Consider the following 18,986-nt stretch of genomic DNA (forward strand, 5'->3'; position numbering starts at 1 on the left):
ATTAGGACCTGAATAAACTAAAAAACTGAACAGAAATTACTTCTTCAATAAAAATGAGGAACATCGCTGTAACAACAGCAGCATTTGCCGCTTTACCAACACCTTCAGTTCCTTTTGAAGAATTGTATCCTTTATAACAACCAACAATGCCTATAGTAAAGCCAAAAATGATAGCCTTAACGGTTGAAGCGGTAAAATCAAGAAAAGTAATCTGTTCTAAAGAAGCATGAAAGAAGGCCTTTGCACTGGTATCTTCAGACATAGATACGTTCAATAAAGCACCCAACATACCTATCATGGCGGTATAAAAGGTTAATATAGGAATGGTAATGGTAGCTGCAAGCACCCTTGTGGTGACTAAAAATTTGAAAGGATTAGTAGCAGAAACTTCCATGGCATCAATTTGCTCAGTCACTCTCATTGACCCCAGTTCGGCGCCAATACTTGAGCCAACTTTTCCGGCAGCAATTAAACCGGTAAGCAAAGGGGCGAGGGTTCTCAACAAAGCAATACCAACCAGCGAGGGCAGCCATGATGTTGCACCAAATTCAGCAAGCGAAGGCCTGGATTGTTTGGTGAAGACAATACCTGTAATAAAACCAGTAGTGGAAATTAATAAGGCTGATCTATAGCCAATATCATAACATTGTTTCCATATTTCTTTCCATTCATAAGGAGGGATAAAGGCTTCCTTAAAGAAGAGGGTGATAAATTTATAAACATCATATAATGTTAAAAACAACCGCGTAAATTTTCCGGGGGCCTTTATTTCTTCAATCACTGCAGGGGTAGTTTTTTCGCTCTCCATTTAGAGAATTAGTGTTGTTATTGTTTTCGAATTAGTGTTTACAATCAAAACCTGCGCCAAAATTAAGAATAGCTGGCATCTTGTCATTATTTTATTCATATAATTGCTGCACATATTCGTTCACCATCCGGGTTGAATCAAACTGTGGCACTATCTCAAGGGCAGCGTTTTTAATCATTTTTACCCATTCTTCTTGTTTAGTATAATATAAGGGCACGATGGTGTTTTCAAGCTTATCTTGCAAAGTTGCCGCATCAATTCTATTAACTTCATGATCATCTAAATTGTCATCTACAGGCTCAATTGTAAAGCAATTGTGTAGATCAGATGCAAACTCTGGAACCCAGCCATCGGGAATAGAAAAGTTGATTGTTCCATTCATCGCAGCGGTCATGCCACTGGTGCCTGATGCTTCATGATACATGCGCGGGTTATTTAGCCATACGTCTGCACCTTTTTTAAGCAATGCTGATAAACCCAATTCATAACCAAATAAAACAGCACAGTTTTTTAATGGCTTAATTTTTTCAATGATCCTGTTAAACATATCTATTGCATCCTGATCTTCAGGGTACGGTTTTCCGGCCCAAATAACCTGCACTGGAAATGCTGCATTGCTCACTATTTTTAAAAACCTTTCCCAGTTCTGAATTAATAAATCGGCACGTTTGTAGGCCGCAAAGCGTCTAGCCCAAACTATAGTAAGCACATTTGTATCAAAGATTTTACCGCATTGATCTGCCACCGTTTTAAAAAGTACAGCTTTCATTTCCTTTTTTCGGAGCAGAATAGCTGCATCATTATCATCGAGAATTGCCCTTTCTAAAGCCTCATCTTTCCAATAAGTTTTATTCTGCGCATTAGTGATCGAAATGATCTCGCAAATACCATTGTTCCCTTGCCACATGGCTCTGGCCACCTCTCCGTGAATTTTAGAAACTGCATTAGCTTTGCGCGCAAATAAAAGCGAAGCCAGCGTATAATTTAGTTGCTCTCCTTCTATATTTAAGATATGTTTCACCTCATGATCCTGTAAATGGTAGAAGAAGCACATTTCTTTCAATAAACTAAAACTATGGGTTTCATTTCCAGCCGCCTCAGGGGTGTGGGTTGTAAATACGACCCGCTTTTTTACCTCTGCTAAACTTTTATGTTTTGAAAATAAATAAAAATTAAGCGGTAAGGAATGACCCTCGTTCATGTGATAAACATCAATCTCCAAGGCCAATATATCCATTAACATGGCACCACCAATGCCTAAAACCATTGATTGTGCAATACGGGTAGCTTCATTTGGATCGTATAGCCGGTGTGTAATGGAGCGCGATAACTCATCATTGCCCTCCACATCGGTACTTAATAGAAATAATGGGGCAGAACCAAAAGTTTCTGCTTCTAATAAATAAGCTTTAACAAGCACTGGCGCATTATGGATTTGCATGGTGAAAACAATTCCCGGGTCTTTAAGAAAGGAATAAGCTTTCTCCACAAAAAACGGTTTCATGGTTGCATCCCTATCGCGGAACTGGTCGTAGTAACCATATTTCCATAGCATTCCTATGCCAATGGTAGGATGTTTTAATTCATAGACACTGCGTAAATGCGATCCGGATAGGAAGCCTAAACCCCCACTGTAAATTTTAAGCGACTGGTCAATCGCAAATTCCATGGAAAAATAAGCTACAGTTTTTTTGTAATTTTCATTAGGCTGATAGCCGAAAACTTCGTTTTTTGTCATGGTATGTTTTAGTCGGTTTTTATCTTCTAAACCCAATTAACCATTCTAACTTTGAGAGTATGGTTTTTTAAGCTAAATTTTAAGTAATGCTATCATTTTAAGTAACTGTGACAACTACCTATTTCGCTTAATCTCTTCTAATTTAGTTTTTTGTTCCTCCATCCGGCTTTGTATTTTCGCTCTTTTTTCTACAGATGTTTCAGTTGTCGAAGCAGGTTCTGAATGGTCAATCCAGTCCTGGTATTGTTTTTCCTGTTGACCCGTATTAACATCTAAATTTCTTTGCAGTTTTTCACGTTTTGTTCTTAGGTCAGCTAATGTTGCATTCCATTCTTCTTTTTCTGCACCCTGGGCTTCTAAAAATTTCGTTTCAGCCTCTTTAATAGCATCATTTGTTTTACTTAATTCTGTTTGCGCAGGAAGATATAGCTCATTGTGCACGTCAAATCTTTTAATGTCTGAAGCTATAGGTTGTAAAACGGCATCCACTGGTGTTTCCCAATCTTCCCACAAATGAGCAATCAGCACTGATTTTCCTGAAGGGATGTTTCCTGAAATTTTGTCCAGGTAATCAGAAATTTTCTCTGCATGTAACGTTTCACTGGCAGATCCGGCAATCATGCCTCCTGCAACCCCAACTAAAAAGCCTAAAGGTCCTGCTAATAAACCTATTAACCCGCCAATCATTCCACCGCTAACCACGCCTGTACCTTCCGATTTATCTTTTGCAGAACGGATGGAGGTTTTGCCTGATTCATCCTTGCTAAGCACATAAGTTTCTCCTAAAGAGATGTCTTTAGTGTGATCCAGTTCTTGTAAAGCTTGTAGTCCCGTAAATGCCTCTACTTCACTGTTGAAGAGGGCTTGAATCATTTTTTCCATAGTTGTTATCGTGCAGGTTTTGATATAACTACAATTTGCAACGTGTTTTGGTTTTAAAGTTTTGTTATACTAAAGATAGCATCACAAGTTAGGGTTAACGCAATGTTAACGCAATGATAACGCAATAGTAACACAATGATAACCTAATCATTTATTGTATAATAAATGTGTAAATAATGGCTAAGAAATGTTAAAAACAATAGTCGACCTTAAATTTGCTTCAAAGCGGTATTACTACTTTTCTTAAGGCTATCCAGGGTTACCTTGATGGTTTTAATAGTTTCGGCTGGTGGGCGCGCAACTTTTGTTACTGGTTTTTCTATTGGGTTTACAAAAACTGCTGGGGTTGAGGTATCCCTGGAGGCAGAAAATATCAAGGGGAAAGTTAATAGAATGGCAGCATAGGTAAGTTGTTTCAAGTAAGGTAATGTTTTCATAAGTTTAGGTTTCTATCGCATAACCAAATTAAATGCCAATTTTTGATTTTTTGATAGCTACCTTGAAATATTGTTACCCATTGATTTTTAAAGAGTTGGGGTCCTTCCACCATCCACTGGAATATTGATACCATTTACATATGCTGCTGCCGGTGAGGCAAGGAAACAAATCACACTGGCAATGTCTTTTGGCTCAGCAAATCTTCTCATCGGTATGCTGCCGATTAGCTCCTGTTTAACCTGCTTTTCCTCTATCCCCTTATCTAAAGCAATCTGTTTAACCAGGCTTTCTAACCTGCTGGTATTCGTTAACCCGGGTAAAATATTGTTCACCGTAATGTTGTATTTTCCTATTTCATTAGCTAGCGTTTTTGCCCAGGAAGCCACAGCTGCCCTAATGGTATTCGACACGCCCAGATTGGGTAATGGTGTTTTAACTGAGGTGGAGATAATATTAATTATCCTGCCATATTTTAAAATCCTCATGCCTGGAATAACGGCATTAACAAGTATTTGGTTGCAAATTACATGTTGGTTAAAGGCAGCTTTAAAAGCCTCAGGATTAGCATCGGTGATGGGGCCAGGTTTTGGTCCGCCGCTGTTATTGACTAAAATTTCAATATTTGTGCCCGAAGTAATTTCTTCTATAGCTATTTTTACAGCAGCTGTGTCAGAAAAATCGGCAACTTTATAAAGGTGTTTTTGATGAAATGTGGTAGGTAGTTTTGCCACGGCCTCTTGTAAAGCGGCTTCGTTTCTTGCTATCAAAATACAGGATGCTCTAGATGCCGCTAAGGCCATGGCAGTTGCAAATCCTATGCCCTGACTGCCGCCGCAGATTACTGCACATTTATTTTCTAAAGAGATATTCATGTAATTTTGACTAACCTTGGTTAAGTGATTTCTTAGCTCTAGGAAATCTGTGGCTAATTTACAACAATTATGTATTTTAAAACTGTACCTTACCTGTAATTTTAAAAATATATATTGCTGTGTATAAAGCAATACAGCTATGTATATTAATTGTATCATTATTTAGGATAGCGTTAAAAGATCGTATGAAAAGAAAAGTCTTTTTAAAGAAAGTGCTCCTGTTTCTTGTCATTTGCTGTAATATTGGATGTGATCAAATCAGCAAATCTATTGCAAGAAATGAGTTGGGTAGTCATGAACAGGTTAAATTCTTATATAACCGTTTAACATTAATTAAAGTGGAAAATTCGGGGGCATTTTTAAGTTTTGGCGATAAGCTTCCGGTGGGTGTTAAGTTTGTGTTCCTGTCTTTACTCCCTTTAATGTTCTTAGCCTATGGACTTTACTACCTGCTCACCAAACCGGGACTTGAAAAAGTTTATGCCATAGGCCTTTGTTTCGTTATTGGCGGGGGCATTGGTAATTTATTTGACCGTATACTTTATGGTGCTGTAACTGACTTTCTGCACCTTGATTTGGGGGTTTTTCAAACCGGTGTTTTTAACTTGGCCGATGTATCTATTATGATCGGTATGGTGATGCTTTTATTCCAGATTTATCAACAACAAAATGGACAAAAGCAGTTAAAGTCAACAACAGAACAAAGCGTTGATATTGTATAATGGAACTAAAATTGTAGTAACACATTAAATGAGTAAAGTATTTACAATTACTGAAGGTCTTGAAAATATGGGCGCACTCCGTACGGGTGGCCAAGGATCGGTTTATAAAGGAAGGCGCACCGGAACCATCATTACGGCAGTGAAATTATTGCCTACGCCCATTCATACAGAAAATACGGAGGATAAAAATTTCCGTAATTTTCAAAATGAAGTAGAAAAATTAAAGAAAGTCAATGAACAGCCAAATCCTAACGTAGTTAAAATTCTTAACTCCGGACTTACCGAAAGTGGTTCATTTCCTTTTATTGAAATGGAGTATATTGATGGTCCGGATTTGGAAGATTTGCTCAAACCACCACATGACCCTATATTTCCAATTAAGGAAGTTATTAAAGTGGCAGACCAGCTGGCTAATGCCCTGGCTCACTGTCATAAACTCTCTGTAAAACACGGGGATATCAAAAGTAATAACGTTAAGTTTAATGTTCATTCTGGCAATTATGTGCTGTTGGATTTTGGCTTGTCGGCTATGACCGATGATCAACGCCGTACCAGTATACAACATGCTGGTGCCATTGAATTTATGGCACCAGAACAAAATGAAGGTCAGCTGCTGTTGCAAACAGATATTTACAGCTACGGCATTATCTTGTACGAGCTTTTAGCCGGACAAGTTCCTTTTCCATTAACAGATCAGGGTCAGAAATCACGGAATGAGCTTATGCTGGCACACATGGAAAAACCAGTTCCAGGAATAATGACCCTTCGACAAAAGAATTTGCCCGATAGCTGGTCTGAAGAAAAGAAACTTCATGAAATGCAGGTGCCACATTGGTTGCTGAAGGTTATTGAAAAATGCCTGCAAAAAGATCCGCTGAATAGATTTGGTAATGGTGTTGAACTGCAAAATTTTATTATCTATAATAGTATTGCTATTGCAACAGATCAGATAGGGCAGCAATGGATTCCAGCACCGCTAACTCAAGGGCCTGAAATAGCTGAACTGGAAGAGACAGTAAGTGCCGATACTATTCGCGTGTCTCGTCCTATTTTTTATGCCATGCTGGTTTTACTTATCGTAATGACTGCTACATTGGGCTTATTGTTGTTTGCTACTTCAGCACCTGAAAGAAATTCTGAGGTGCAGGTTAGAGAGAAATTCAACTCCGCACCAGAAGCGACTACGCTTCCTCAAGGGCCTGTTACCAAACCACAAAATGACCCGATTGAAAGTTTTTTGGATACCACAACCACCATCAAGCCTGTTATAAAGCCAGCTAAAAAGCCGGTAAGTGACAGTACAAAGCTTGATTTAGATACAACCGTTTATTTTTAGTAAGCTCAAAAAATGGAATCAAAAACATCTTTCTGGAAGCGTATTGGTCTGCAGGATCTCTTCTTACCAGGCGATCAATCTAAAAGTTCAAGTGCCGCAAAAGCCCTAACGCCAGATAGCATTTATAAATACATATTAGAAAAATTTAAAGAGTCTGTAAGGGAGCTTTCCTTTGCCGAACGCATTGTCTTTTATCATGAATACATGATCTGCTTCAATGCAGAAGATTATAAGCAGTTTTTAACACAAAAACAAGGTCTTTTTGGGATTATAGTTGATGAATCGGTGAAGCAGTTTTATCAGGTTTTGAACAACTACGAAAAAGAAGGGAAAAAAGTTCAGCCCTCCAGTTCTAAATGGGTTTTCCGTCTGGTATCCCATCCAGATTACGAAAGAGGAGATATTGGATTTATAGGTAAATTACTTCCTGGTAGCTCTCAAAAAGATGATAATTTGCGTGTTACTTTTATTCCACGACAAACAGGTGTGGTACAGACTTTTGATGTGAATGAAGATATTTTAAAGGGATTTACTTATTACAGTGAAGGCTATTATGAATTGCCTTATTCGAGGGAAGTGGAAGGAAAGGAGCAGGAGAAGGTTAAAAAGTCTAACAAAATATATGCCCGTTTGGATACCATTATGCCCGATCAAAAATACTCTGGCAAGAAGTTTGAATACCTGATGAAGGATGAAGATATTGTGGTTTCAGGATCCGAGGAAACCAGGGATGAAAAAAACGTATTTAAAATCCCTTCCGATTGGGTTGACTCGCCTCATTTACGCATCAGGTTTAATGCTGCAGATGGCAAACTTTACCTCTCCTCTTTTGGAGAGAAAACGATTATCAACGAAAATGAAGTAGTTCGTAGTAATATCAATGCGCCCGAATGGAGCGAATTACCGATCAACTCCAAGATTATGCTGAACGGAATTATTGGGATTAACATATTTAAAGGATAAAATAGATGTCGCAAATATTGACTTGGGCAATGCTAATTCTTTGTATAGGTTTATTAGTAAACCATTTTATGGATATTAAAAATCATGATGACGGACAATAATATATTTGGCCAAACAGATATTGGTAGAGTAAGGGATAATAATGAAGATGCTTTTGTAGCTGAAGAATTGTTGCATAGTGGTTTTATTTTAGGCTGTGTAATTGATGGCGTTGGGGGGTATGAAGGCGGAGAAGTTGCTGCTGCCATGACCATGGATTGTATTAAAACTAACCTCTTTAGCGTTACTGCCGACGATGTGATACCCAGAATGGTTGGTACATTAAAACTTGCCAATGATGAGATTTATAACCGCAAACAGCTGGATACTTCATTAGAGAAAATGGCCTGTGTATTAACGCTTGTTCTTGCTGATGTGGAAAATAATAAATTTTACTACGCCCATGTTGGTGATACCCGTCTTTATTTGTTAAGGGACAAAGTGCTGGTAAAAATTACCCAAGATCATTCTTTTGTGGGATTTCTGGAAGATTCTGGCCGTTTATCGGAATCTGAAGCCATGAGCCATCCCAAACGTAATGAGGTTAACCAGGCCCTTGGTTTTAGTAGCACAGCCTCTTTAAAAGATGATTTTATTGAAACAGGGGAAAGTCCGTTTCTGCCAGGTGATACCTTATTGATGTGCAGTGATGGATTAACTGACAGGATCGATAAAGATCAGCTTACCGTTATTTTAACACAGTACACCAGTTTGCGGGCAGCAACAGCTGCATTGGTAGATGCTGCAAATGATGCTGGCGGCCATGACAATATTACCGTTGTACTTCTAAAAAACAATACAAAACCTTTAATACATGAGGCGGCAAAGCCACTCAGTAAAACGGCCATTTTCCCTGCTGAAACTAATGAAGCTGCCACGCCAATGCAGCCTCTTGCAAACTCCAATAATAACGTTGCTATTGTAAAAAAGCAGGTAAAAACTGCTAAAAACAGGGGTTGGGTGGTGTTTCTTCTAGTTGTTGTTGTTTTATTGTCTGGCGTACTGGCATGGATGTTTTGGCAAGTTAATGAATTACAGAAACGTGACCGGACAATAGCGCCAATCTATGAAAACCCCTGGATTCTTCCTTCGCCGAATCTACAAGATACCATTAAAACCCCATTGCGCGATACCACTTTTTATAAAGATACTATTCCTGAGAAAATAAAGCCAAATGGAACAAGAACGATTGAGTAAATACCAACCCGGAAATGGAAGGCGTTTAAAAGAACGCTGGTTTATTGGCCTCCTTTCGGTGGTATTACTGTTGTTGTTTTTTAAATTATTTGGGGTGTTGCAGCAACGCATTGCTGGAACTGAAAATAAATTAGCAGACGGAAGTATTGTGAATTTGAATGGCCCTGACCCTGTGAAGGCTATTAAACGTGTTTTAACTACTGGAAACTATGATCTTGACCTACGTGATGTTGGCTATATAGGTTCAGTATTGGGTAATCGTTTGAAAACCGGGGAAGTGTTTCAAAATATTGGGGAGCTGAATAAAAAGCAATATTATATTGGTGCAGATGACGCTTTTGCGAATGGCGGTCAGTCTTTCAAAAAAAGAGTGTTGTTGTCGAGAATGTTAATAGGCTACGAAGCTGAAAATGGCATAGGCTACGATAAAGAAAAATCCAGTCCTAAAGCTTATCCGGAAACCGCTGACCTGAATGCCGGTGAATTCTCGATCAGCGGAGAAGTTAAGACAAAAGATGCAGCCATAGCTGGTGTGCTGGTGAAACTGGAAATGGTAATTCCTAAAGACAGCACACACCTTCAACCATTGACGGTATTTGTACGTACTGGCGCGGATGGAAGTTTTGAATTTGAAAACCTTGCCTCAGACAGGGCTTACGAGGTTTTGCCGTTGCAGCCAGGATTTGAGTTCGGTAGAACGCAAGGTGTGGCCGAACTTCGTGGCAATAAAAGCTTTGTTTTTATGCAACAGCCACATTCGTTGCGCTTACTCTCTTCTCGTGATTTTAATACGCTAAAATCTGATGGCGCATTTATTGTCCGAAGTCCGGAGCAGTTTAAAGATGCCTTTCTCTATATTGTTGCTGGCTTTATTTTTTCCTTTTTATTGCTGCATCTTTTGCTTTGTTTAAAAGCGCCACATGCAGATCAGTTTCTACTGCCACTTTTAATGGTTTTAACTGGGTTATCGCTGCTGACTTTATTGAGTTTGCAGGATCCTTTGAGAGACCGTTTCCTCGCTATCGATACCGTAGTGTATCTAGGCATGGGCGTAGTAGCGATAGGGATTTTCTTGTTCATAAATTTACGTTCATTTAATGCAGATTCCAGCCTATACCGGATGTTTGTTTTCCGTAGCAATCGCCGCGCTGCAAATGGCTGGCCATGGATTGTGCTTGCCATTTTAGTATTGCTGGCAACAATTGTGTTGGGCTCCGGACCAGAAGGCAGTGGTGTAAAAGTAAATTTGCTGGGTATACAGCCAAGTGAACTGGTGAAATACCTTGTCATTTTATTTCTTGCTGGTTTTTTTGCTTTAAATGAGCGCTTCATATCAGAATATTCTAGCTGGCAAAAGCGCTGGGCGTTTTTCTCTTTCGCCCTGGTGGCTATTGTAATTACCCTAATACTGTTTTTAGCATTGGGCGATTTGGGTCCGGCTATTGTTATTTGTTTTACTTTTATCATTCTTTTTTCTTTTTCCAGAGGCGATTTTATGCTGATGGCTACCTTTGTGGGCTTGTATATTTTAACCTCTTTCTTTTTTGACAGTGTCTGGGTGGCTGCGGCCATCACCTTTGCGGTGCTGTTTGCCTTGCAGTTTTTTAAACGTAACCTGGCCAGCGAATCGGCACTGATGGCTTTGATTGTTATTACTGCATTCCTGACTATTGATAAGGTGCCCTTTTTAAATGAATTGATTCCAGGGCCTGTAGAACGACTTACTGATCGTAAGGCTATCTGGCAAGATGCCTGGAACAATGAGGTTTATGGTGGCGACCAGGTAGCTAATGGTTTATGGGCTATTTCAAGCGGTGGTTTTGCGGGACAAGGAACGGGAGAGGGCTTTGCTAAAACAATTCCCGAAGCCCATACGGATATGATTTTGCCTGCCATCGGCGAAGAATTTGGCTGGGCAGGTATGGTGTGTATATTCCTTCTGTTTTTAATCTACCTTCACCGCTCCATTCTTATTGGGCGTAGAACCGGGAATCCTTTCTTATTTTATTTATGCTCCGGCATCGGCATTTGTTCTTTTATACAGTTTTTATTGATAGCAGGTGGGTCTACTGGTGCTCTACCTTTATCTGGGGTCTCCCTGCCTTTTGAGAGTTATGGCGGATCCTCTCTGGTGATCAATTTAGCTGCAGCAGGTTTCTTATTGTCGGCATCAAAATTACGTGGTTCTCCTGTGCAATTGGAATACCTGAGTAAACAGCAGGATGCTAACCTGGTTCCTGCCTTGGCAGTGGCCAGTATCGGAATCATGGTGTTGGTGGTCAATATTGGTGTTTACGCCTTTTATAATGAGGCATGGATTGCAAAACCTTCACTAGTGGCAGATAGAAGTGGCACGCGGATGTTTAGTTATAACCCACGTATTGGCATTTTAATGCGTAAGCTGGAATCGGGAAATTTGTTTGACCGTGCAGGAAGATTATTGGCTACCAGTGATCCAAAACTCGTTATTAAGCAACGAAAGCTGCTAATTGAGGCTGGGGTAGGTAATTATGATTTAGATTCTGTGATGCATAAACGTCCAAAACGCTATTATCCTTTTGAGGAAGAAATGTTTTTCTGGACTGGCGATGCTAACACAGGAATTTTTACCGGAGGTATAAATGGTTACTTTGCAGAGTATGAGCATGCTGCAGAATTGCGTGGTTTTAAAATGCCGATCAGCAATTACAACGTTACCGCATCTCGTTACCGTGAGGATCGTTTCTTGCCCCGGGGGGTTAAAGAAATGACCGTGCAGCAGAGAGATTTTTCGGAGCTTAAAAAGTTGTTGATCTCAGGTTTGGACAGTACTCAAATAGCAGCTTTAAAGCGTAAAAACAGGGATGTAAGACTGGCCGTTGACGCTTCCCTTCAAACCAAAATTCAAAAATCTATTGCAGCTGATACTGCATTGCGTAACAACAGGGTTTCTGTTGTGATTATGGAATCAGCTTCTGGCGATGTTTTAGCCTCCGCAGCTTTTCCGTTGCCTCAAGTGCAGAATTGGGAACAAATGAATTTAAACAACTCAGAACAGTATAAGTTGCCGGGTTGGGTAACTAATGCTGACCCAGGTTTTACCATCGCCACCCAACCCGGTTCAACAGCAAAACTGCTTACTGCTATGGCTTCCTTTAACAAGCTTGGTGCCGAAGCCGTTAAAAAAACTTTTATGGTGAGAACCAATGAAAGAATCCGCACAAGGGGAATAGAACCTGATGAAACTGGTTTAATTACTTTGGAGAATGCAATTGTTAAATCTAACAACGTTTATTTTATTAAATTGGCTAATGAAGCGCATTTGCAGGAAGAAATGGGTAGTCTGTATTTGAAAACAGGTATGTTTCTACATGGGGTAGGGGGTTATTACTATAACAGAAAGCCTGCAAATGAAGCTCAGGAAGAAAAGTGGTTTGACTTGTGGCGAAAGACAGAATTTAAGAGCCGTTATAACCCGGATAATATTTATAAAAACAGGGCTACAGGTGTATCAGGAATGGCTTGGGGACAGGGGGAACTGATTGCTACACCAGCTGCGGTTGCTCGTTTGGCTGCAGGTATTGCTAATAATGGAAGCCTGGTGCCGAACCGGTATGCCCTTAAAATAAGCGATGCATTAGTGCCTGTAAAAAAAGGTGTTGATGTGACGAAACAACTAGATTATGCGGCTACACTTCGTACCTTTATGATCAAACAAAGTGCCAGTAAAGAGTGGATATTGGGCGCTAAGGTAGCGGGCAAGACTGGTACACCAGAAAGAATCTGGAAAGGAGAACAAATTAACGATGGCTGGTATGTATTTTTTGCACCCCAGGCCAATGGCGTAGGAAACACTGTGGTCTGTATCCGTGTAGAAGATACAAGAGGCTCTTCGGTGGCAGTGCGACTTGCAGGCAAGCATGTTATTCCATTTTTATTGCAAAAGGGTTATTTGAAAAACATTAATTAAGATACAGGATGTTTAATTTATTTAAAAGAAACATGGACAGTCAGCCATTGGATGTAAAGGTACTGAGAGAGCATATGCTGCAGTTTGTTAAAGAAGAATTGCAGAAATCTGAAGGTGGTGAAGGTGCTAATATTCATACGCTAAAACTTTATATGGCTCCCGAAGTGACAGAAAAACATTTGTATGACGCTGCAAGTTATATTTCCGAACCGGAAAGGTTGAAGAGGGAGGTGCAACGTATAGCAGATAATTTTGCAGTCAACTTACCTAAGCAATGGCAAATGGAAGTTTATTTAGTGGAAATGTTGCCAAAGCGCGGAATAAAATATGATATATTACCGCTTGAATTAAGCATTGAAACGACTCCTGTGGCTATACCTGTGGTGCATGTGGTTAAAACGACTGCATTGTTGAAGGTTATTAATGGGCAGGCAGAAGAAAATACTTATGCCTTAACCAGTAAAAGTGGTAGGATAAACCTCGGCAGGGAAAAAAATACGGTTACTAGTGGCGGTTCTATCCGAAATAACCACATTGCTTTTCCAGAAGATGCTGAATTTGTGGGTAACAGGTTTGTGAGCCGACACCATGCACACCTGGAATGGGATGAAAAAAAAGGTGGTTTTGTATTGTATGCTGACGAGGGAGGTGTGCCTCCGGGAAACAAAACCAAAGTGCAGTCTGTTGGCGAAGAAGGACAGGTTAAGCTTAATTCGGCTCAGGTAGGGCATTTTTTAAAAGATGAAGATCAGATTATTCTCGGGGAGTCTGTGGTACTACAATTTAATTATACCGGTTAATAAAACCGGTATAAAATCTTTAAATTTTTATAAAAGTGAAGGGGGCTTTAATTAGTGATTAACGGATATATACGGTTTTAATATTCACAAATTCGCGGATGCCATAAATGCCGAGCTCCCGGCCATAACCACTTTCCTTGATTCCTCCAAAAGGTAAGCGCGGGTCTGATTTAACCATGGAATTGACAAAACAGCTGCCGGCTTGAAAATGATTGCGTGCAATCTGTTCTCCTTTAATTTCATCTCTGGTGAAAACAGCTGCCCCAAGTCCAAATGGGGAATCATTGGCAATGCGAACCGCTTCTTCCGTATCTTTAGCGCTGAACACCAATGCTACCGGTCCGAATATTTCTGTGGTATAGGCAGGCATTCCTTTCTTTATACCTGTTAAAATTGTTGGGGTATAATAAGCATGTTCCCCTTTAAATGCAGGAATGCTCCCTCCAAGTATGCATTTGGCACCGGCTGCAATGTTTTCTAAAACCTGTTGATGGAGTTCATCACGCAAGTCTTTTCTGGCCATCGGACCTAAATTTGTTGTGCTTTGAAAAGGATCACCGGTTTTTTTGGAGGACATTTTCTTTATAAACACTTTCAGGAATTCATCGGCTACACTCTCCACAACAATAAAGCGTTTTGCAGCAATACAACTCTGGCCATTATTCATTAAACGGCTTTCGGCACAAACTTCGGCAGCATAGTCAAGGTCTGCATCTTCCAAAATCAAGTATGGATCGCTGCCACCCAACTCAAGGACAGCTTTTTTCAATAATCCTGCGGCTTGTTGAGCTACTTGTTTTCCAGCTTCGGTACTTCCTGTTAAGGTTACTGCTTTTATAATGGGGTTTTCGATCACCATTTTTATATCCTTACTGCCAATAATAAGAGTTTGAAAAACATGTAGAGGGAGGCCTGCTTCCAAAAGTATTTCTTCAATGGCCAGGGCACATCCGGTAACGTTAGCTGCATGTTTGAGCAAGGCACAATTTCCGGCCATTAGACCGGGTGCTAAAAAACGAAATGCCTGCCAGAAGGGGAAATTCCAAGGCATAATGGCGAGCACAACTCCCAGAGGTTGGAAACTGACATAACTTCTTGTGGCTTCGGTAGCAATCAGTTCATCCTTTAAAAAATTCTCTCCGTTTTCAGCATAATATTCGCAAACTTTAGCACATTTCTCGACCTCTTCTGTTCCAGCTTTCAGCGGTTTGCCCATCTCTGAAGCCATTAGTTTTGCGAGGAATTCGTGGCGGTTTCGCAGCACAGCAGCTGCTTTTTTAAGCAGCACCGCTCTTTCTTTAAAAATGGAGTTACGCCAGATAACATGTGCCATTTGCGCCTGTTCAATTTTATTTTTGACGACGGATGCCGAATCTTTTTGATAGCTTTTTAACACTTCGCCGTTTACCGGGTTAATTGATTGCATGCTCATAACATAAATTTAGGCATTATTGAAGTAATTCTCTACATTTAAACCCTATGATTTTACTGGAAAACGAATATGTCAAAGCTTTTTTTGCTAAAAAAGGTGCAGAATTAAAAAGCCTTGTCACAAAAGAAACAAATATAGAATATATGTGGAGTGGCGATCCTGAATTTTGGGGTAAAACAAGCCCTGTTTTGTTTCCTGTTGTTGGGGCATTAAAGGCTGATAGTTATACTTTTAAAGAAAAAAAATACACTTTGTCACGACATGGCTTTGCCAGAGATATGCTTTTCTCTTTTAAACAAATTAGCGCAACTGAAGTTTTATTTACCCTTAAAAATAACACAGAAACGCTGGAAAATTATCCATTTGAATTTGATTTGGGGATTAGGTATGAAATACGAGGAGCTACGTTGACTTGTACCTACGAGGTTTTTAATCCAGGTGTTGAACCTCTTTTGTTCTCTATTGGTGGCCATCCTGCATTTGCAGTTCCTTTAAATGGCAGTGAAAACTATAATGATTATTACTTACAATTTAATAAGGACAAGGAGTTGTGTACTCATCGTATTGTTGATAATCTTATCGGTGAGCAAACGCGGTTAATTGCGCTTGAGGGAGGGAAGCTTCTACTGAACCATGATTTGTTTGAGGAGGATGCCCTGGTAGTTAAAAATTTAAAAAGTAACCGGATATCATTACTGAACAGTAGCAATAGCCATGGTTTTCATTTTGATTTTGAAAGCTTTCCTTATTTTGGTATTTGGGCTGCTAAGAATGCCGATTTTGTTTGTTTAGAACCTTGGTGTGGTATAGCCGATGGAATTAACCATAATGGGCAGCTGGAAAATAAAGAAGGGGTTGTTAGCTTAAAATCTAAAACAATATGGAAAAGAAAGTGGGAAATAAACGTTTTTTGATGTAATTTAATTTCAAGTATTTGCTATATTTGGTAATCCTTATTTAATGATTTTTATATATGGTTAATACTTTTAGCATCCCTGCTGATACAGTCTATGATAGGCTAGCCAAAATGGCGGGCAAACTGCTGGATGTTCCTATTGTTATTTTAACTTTTGTAAATGAGGGCAAAATTTGTCTGAAATCAGTTTTTGGGATTAATCATAATGCAATTCAATTGCCTAAAAAAAATAGCCTTGACTCTCTGGTTATTGCTGATTTTGATATTCAATTTTTTGCTGTTGCACCACTGGTTTCCATTAAAGGGGTGGTTGTAGGTGAGTTTTGTTTGCTGGATAATCAGGTTAGATTTTTAACTGAAATTCAAGAAGAGTTCTTGCAAGAATTTGCAGATATGGCTCTGGCCTATATGGAAAATAGTCTGGCGGCAAGCCTGGCCATTTCACAGCAAAATCAATTGTTGCAAATCGCTGCTCATGACTTAAAGAATCCGTTGACTACAATTCCAGTTCGCGCAGATTTAATAAAGTTAAAGAAAAATGATCCAGAGTTAATTGACCGGATGTGTGACCAGATTAAACAAGCGGGTTTGATGATGACCCGCACCATCGATGATTTGTTGTCCACAGCGCGTTTTGAGGCTGGAAAAATTAGTTTATACACCCTTAAATTGGATTTTGCTGATTTAGTTTCTCAGATTATTGATGCTAATGAAGCATTAGCGAATCATAAAGGCCAGCAGATAAAACTTTGTATAGAAAGCAGGCCCTTTGTAAATGCTGATGAGCAGCGATTAAATGAAATAGTTGATAACCTGATCAATAATGCCATAAAATATTCCCCAAAGGGCGAGGTAATAACGGTTATTATAGGACAACAGAATGATAAGGTAATTATGCAAGTCCAGGACAATGGTCCCGGACTTACAATGGAAGATAAAAGCCGGATGTTCCAGCCTTATTCAAAACTTAGTGCCCATCCAACCGGGGGCGAAAATTCTACCGGTCTTGGTCTTTCCATTGTTAAGCAACTGGTGGAAGCGCATCATGGTCAGGTGTGGGCGGAAAGTGATGGCGCCGGCAAAGGCACCAGTTTTTTTGTTGAAATGCCATCCTTTAATTAACAGGTAAATTTAATCCTTCAGGGTGTAAATTCAATGCATGAGTAGTTTGTATCCTTATTTTTTCACTTAATTCAGCATTCTCACTTAAAGAAAAACCAAACGAAGGAATCATTTTCTGTAATTTCTGTTGCCATTCAGGGGTTTTTAGTTGTTCAGGGAAACAGCGTTCCAATAAATCCAGCATGATAGAAACTGCAGTCGACGCACCAGGCGAGGCACCAAGCAGTGCTGCAATGGAGCCATCTGCTGCACTGACTACCTCTGTTCCGAACTCAAGTACTCCGCCGTGTTCTGGGTCTTTTTTGATTACCTGAACACGTTGCCCTGCTGTTTCCAGCTCCCAGTCTTCCATCTTAGCATTTGGAAGGTATTCTTTTAAAGCCCCAAGGCGTTCATCATTAGATTGTCTGACCTGGTTAATCAAATATTTTGTGAGCGGGATATTTTGTAATCCTGCAGATATCATTGGGTAAATATTATTAGCTTTAATAGAAAGTGGTAAGTCTAATAAAGAACCTTTCTTTAAGAAACGAGTAGAGAAACCGGCATAAGGGCCAAATAACAAGGCTTTTTTGCCGTCAATCATCCTGGTGTCAAGATGTGGGACCGACATTGGCGGAGAGCCAACAGCCGCTTTGCCATAAACTTTAGCGTTGTGCAGTTCAATTACGTCAGGGTTAACACATTTTAACCATTGTCCGCTTACTGGAAATCCACCAAAACCATTTCCTTCGGGGATACCAGATTTTTCTAGCAGGGGTAAAGATCCACCGCCCGCGCCAATAAAGACAAATTTAGCTTTCACTACTCTTCGTTTTCTAGTTGCCTCATTCCTGACTTTAACCTCCCAAAGACCATTAATTTGTCGGAGTTTTTTTACTTCATGCGTAAAATGAAGATTTACCTTGCTTTTAGTTTTCAAGGTGTTGAACATCATTTTGGTCAGGGCACCAAAATTAACATCTGTACCCAATAACATGCGGGTTGCTGCAACCTTTTCTGCTTCTGGTCTACCATCCATTACCAATGGCATCCATTCCGCTAATACTTCACGGTCTTCAGTATAACTCATTCCATCGAATAAATGAGATTTTTGCAGTTCCTTATATCTTTCTTTCAGGAATTCAACATTTTTTTCGCCCCAAACAAAACTCATGTGAGGAATCATTTTTATAAATGTTTCTGGAGAGTCGATTAGTCGGTTCTGGATCAAGAAAGACCAAAATTGCTTGGAAACTTCAAAAGATTCTGCAATGCCAACTGCTTTTGCTGTTTCTACCGATCCATCAGCACGTTGAGGAGTGTAATTTAATTCACAAAAAGCGGAGTGACCAGTACCTGCATTATTCCATGCATCAGAACTTTCTGCCGCTGCAACGTCTAAACGTTCAAATATTTCAATACTTAAATCAGGATTCAATTCTTTTAAAAGTACGCCAAGCGTGGCGCTCATAATTCCGGCGCCAATTAAAAGTACATCTGTGCCTTCCTCGGTATTATTTATTATGCTACTCATGTCTTTCTTTAAATTGCACAAAAGTACATAAAAACTTTTTTCGTCGCTTGCCTTTTGGTAATGTTAGCGCAATCTTCTAAATAAAAGTGCCAAAACAGCAAGGACATTTAAGTTTGTATTTTAAAGATTTATTTTTTTAATTTCTTGTATATCAGTTTTATTAAGACCGTTGCAAAAGCAACAAGTCAGAATTATATTAACTTTTTGGATTTTTTGTTTTTTTAGTTTTGGGTTTTTTTGACCAAAAGTGTCGAAT

15 protein-coding genes are annotated in these 18,986 nt (G+C 39.6%); 8 read left to right on the plus strand and 7 right to left on the minus strand.

Annotated elements, in window-relative coordinates; all coding sequences use genetic code 11:
• Position 1: 1 nt before the first annotated feature.
• From AAKU52_RS10350 to AAKU52_RS10370, 5 genes are all read right to left on the minus strand, one after another.
• Positions 2-808, minus strand: a complete 807-nt coding sequence (locus tag AAKU52_RS10350) for an MlaE family ABC transporter permease (protein ID WP_354333063.1) — start codon at positions 806-808, stop codon at positions 2-4.
• Positions 809-899: 91 nt separating this feature from the next.
• A complete protein-coding gene (gene glgP, locus AAKU52_RS10355) occupies positions 900-2,546 on the minus strand; it encodes an alpha-glucan family phosphorylase (RefSeq protein ID WP_354333064.1) in 1,647 nt (548 codons plus the stop codon).
• 114 nt (positions 2,547-2,660) lie between these two features.
• Positions 2,661-3,428, minus strand: coding sequence for a hypothetical protein (locus AAKU52_RS10360; protein WP_354333065.1), 768 nt, complete (start codon positions 3,426-3,428; stop codon positions 2,661-2,663).
• A 209-nt stretch (positions 3,429-3,637) separates the two neighbouring features.
• Complete coding sequence (locus tag AAKU52_RS10365; protein WP_354333067.1) at positions 3,638-3,865, minus strand: hypothetical protein; 228 nt, start codon at positions 3,863-3,865, stop codon at positions 3,638-3,640.
• An 87-nt stretch (positions 3,866-3,952) separates the two neighbouring features.
• Positions 3,953-4,738 carry an SDR family oxidoreductase gene (locus AAKU52_RS10370; protein WP_354333069.1) on the minus strand — a complete coding sequence of 262 codons (786 nt, stop codon included), beginning with the start codon at positions 4,736-4,738 and terminating at the stop codon, positions 3,953-3,955.
• A 185-nt stretch (positions 4,739-4,923) separates the two neighbouring features.
• On the opposite strand from AAKU52_RS10370, the gene lspA reads away from it, so the two are divergent.
• The 6 genes from lspA (at position 4,924) to AAKU52_RS10400 (ending at position 13,744) form a co-directional block, all read left to right on the plus strand.
• Positions 4,924-5,460, plus strand: a complete 537-nt coding sequence (gene lspA / locus AAKU52_RS10375; RefSeq protein WP_354333071.1) for a signal peptidase II — start codon at positions 4,924-4,926, stop codon at positions 5,458-5,460.
• Between the two features lie 28 nt (positions 5,461-5,488).
• Entirely contained in the window at positions 5,489-6,796 is a 1,308-nt protein-coding gene (locus AAKU52_RS10380; RefSeq protein WP_354333073.1) for a serine/threonine-protein kinase, read from the plus strand.
• 12 nt (positions 6,797-6,808) lie between these two features.
• The gene (locus AAKU52_RS10385) at positions 6,809-7,759 is read left to right on the plus strand and encodes a hypothetical protein (RefSeq protein ID WP_354333075.1); all 951 of its coding nucleotides are present in this window, start codon (positions 6,809-6,811) and stop codon (positions 7,757-7,759) included.
• A gap of 84 nt (positions 7,760-7,843) precedes the next feature.
• Positions 7,844-8,995, plus strand: a complete 1,152-nt coding sequence (locus AAKU52_RS10390; RefSeq protein ID WP_354333077.1) for a PP2C family protein-serine/threonine phosphatase — start codon at positions 7,844-7,846, stop codon at positions 8,993-8,995.
• On the plus strand, positions 8,973-12,944 hold the full coding sequence (locus tag AAKU52_RS10395) for an FtsW/RodA/SpoVE family cell cycle protein (protein ID WP_354333078.1): 3,972 nt from the start codon (positions 8,973-8,975) through the stop codon (positions 12,942-12,944). Before AAKU52_RS10390 ends, AAKU52_RS10395 begins: the two co-directional genes overlap by 23 nt.
• A gap of 8 nt (positions 12,945-12,952) precedes the next feature.
• Complete coding sequence (locus tag AAKU52_RS10400) at positions 12,953-13,744, plus strand: FHA domain-containing protein (protein ID WP_354333080.1); 792 nt, start codon at positions 12,953-12,955, stop codon at positions 13,742-13,744.
• A 58-nt stretch (positions 13,745-13,802) separates the two neighbouring features.
• Here AAKU52_RS10400 and AAKU52_RS10405 read toward each other — a convergent pair whose 3' ends face one another.
• Entirely contained in the window at positions 13,803-15,176 is a 1,374-nt protein-coding gene (locus tag AAKU52_RS10405) for an NAD-dependent succinate-semialdehyde dehydrogenase (protein ID WP_354333082.1), read from the minus strand.
• A gap of 47 nt (positions 15,177-15,223) precedes the next feature.
• Between AAKU52_RS10405 and AAKU52_RS10410 the strand changes: the two genes are divergently transcribed.
• Together AAKU52_RS10410 and AAKU52_RS10415 are read left to right on the plus strand one after the other, a co-directional pair.
• Positions 15,224-16,090: an aldose 1-epimerase family protein gene (locus tag AAKU52_RS10410; RefSeq protein ID WP_354333084.1), complete on the plus strand. Its 867-nt coding sequence runs from the start codon at positions 15,224-15,226 to the stop codon at positions 16,088-16,090.
• 59 nt (positions 16,091-16,149) lie between these two features.
• Positions 16,150-17,214 (plus strand): GAF domain-containing sensor histidine kinase, encoded by a 1,065-nt coding sequence (locus AAKU52_RS10415; RefSeq protein ID WP_354333086.1) that lies wholly within the window; start codon positions 16,150-16,152, stop codon positions 17,212-17,214.
• On the opposite strand, the gene AAKU52_RS10420 is transcribed toward AAKU52_RS10415, so the two are convergent.
• Complete coding sequence (locus tag AAKU52_RS10420) at positions 17,207-18,751, minus strand: malate:quinone oxidoreductase (RefSeq protein ID WP_354333088.1); 1,545 nt, start codon at positions 18,749-18,751, stop codon at positions 17,207-17,209. The genes AAKU52_RS10415 and AAKU52_RS10420 overlap by 8 nt on opposite strands.
• Between the last annotated feature and the right edge of the window lie 235 nt (positions 18,752-18,986).

This window comes from Pedobacter sp. CG_S7 (assembly GCF_040544395.1).
Lineage (GTDB): Bacteria > Bacteroidota > Bacteroidia > Sphingobacteriales > Sphingobacteriaceae > Pedobacter.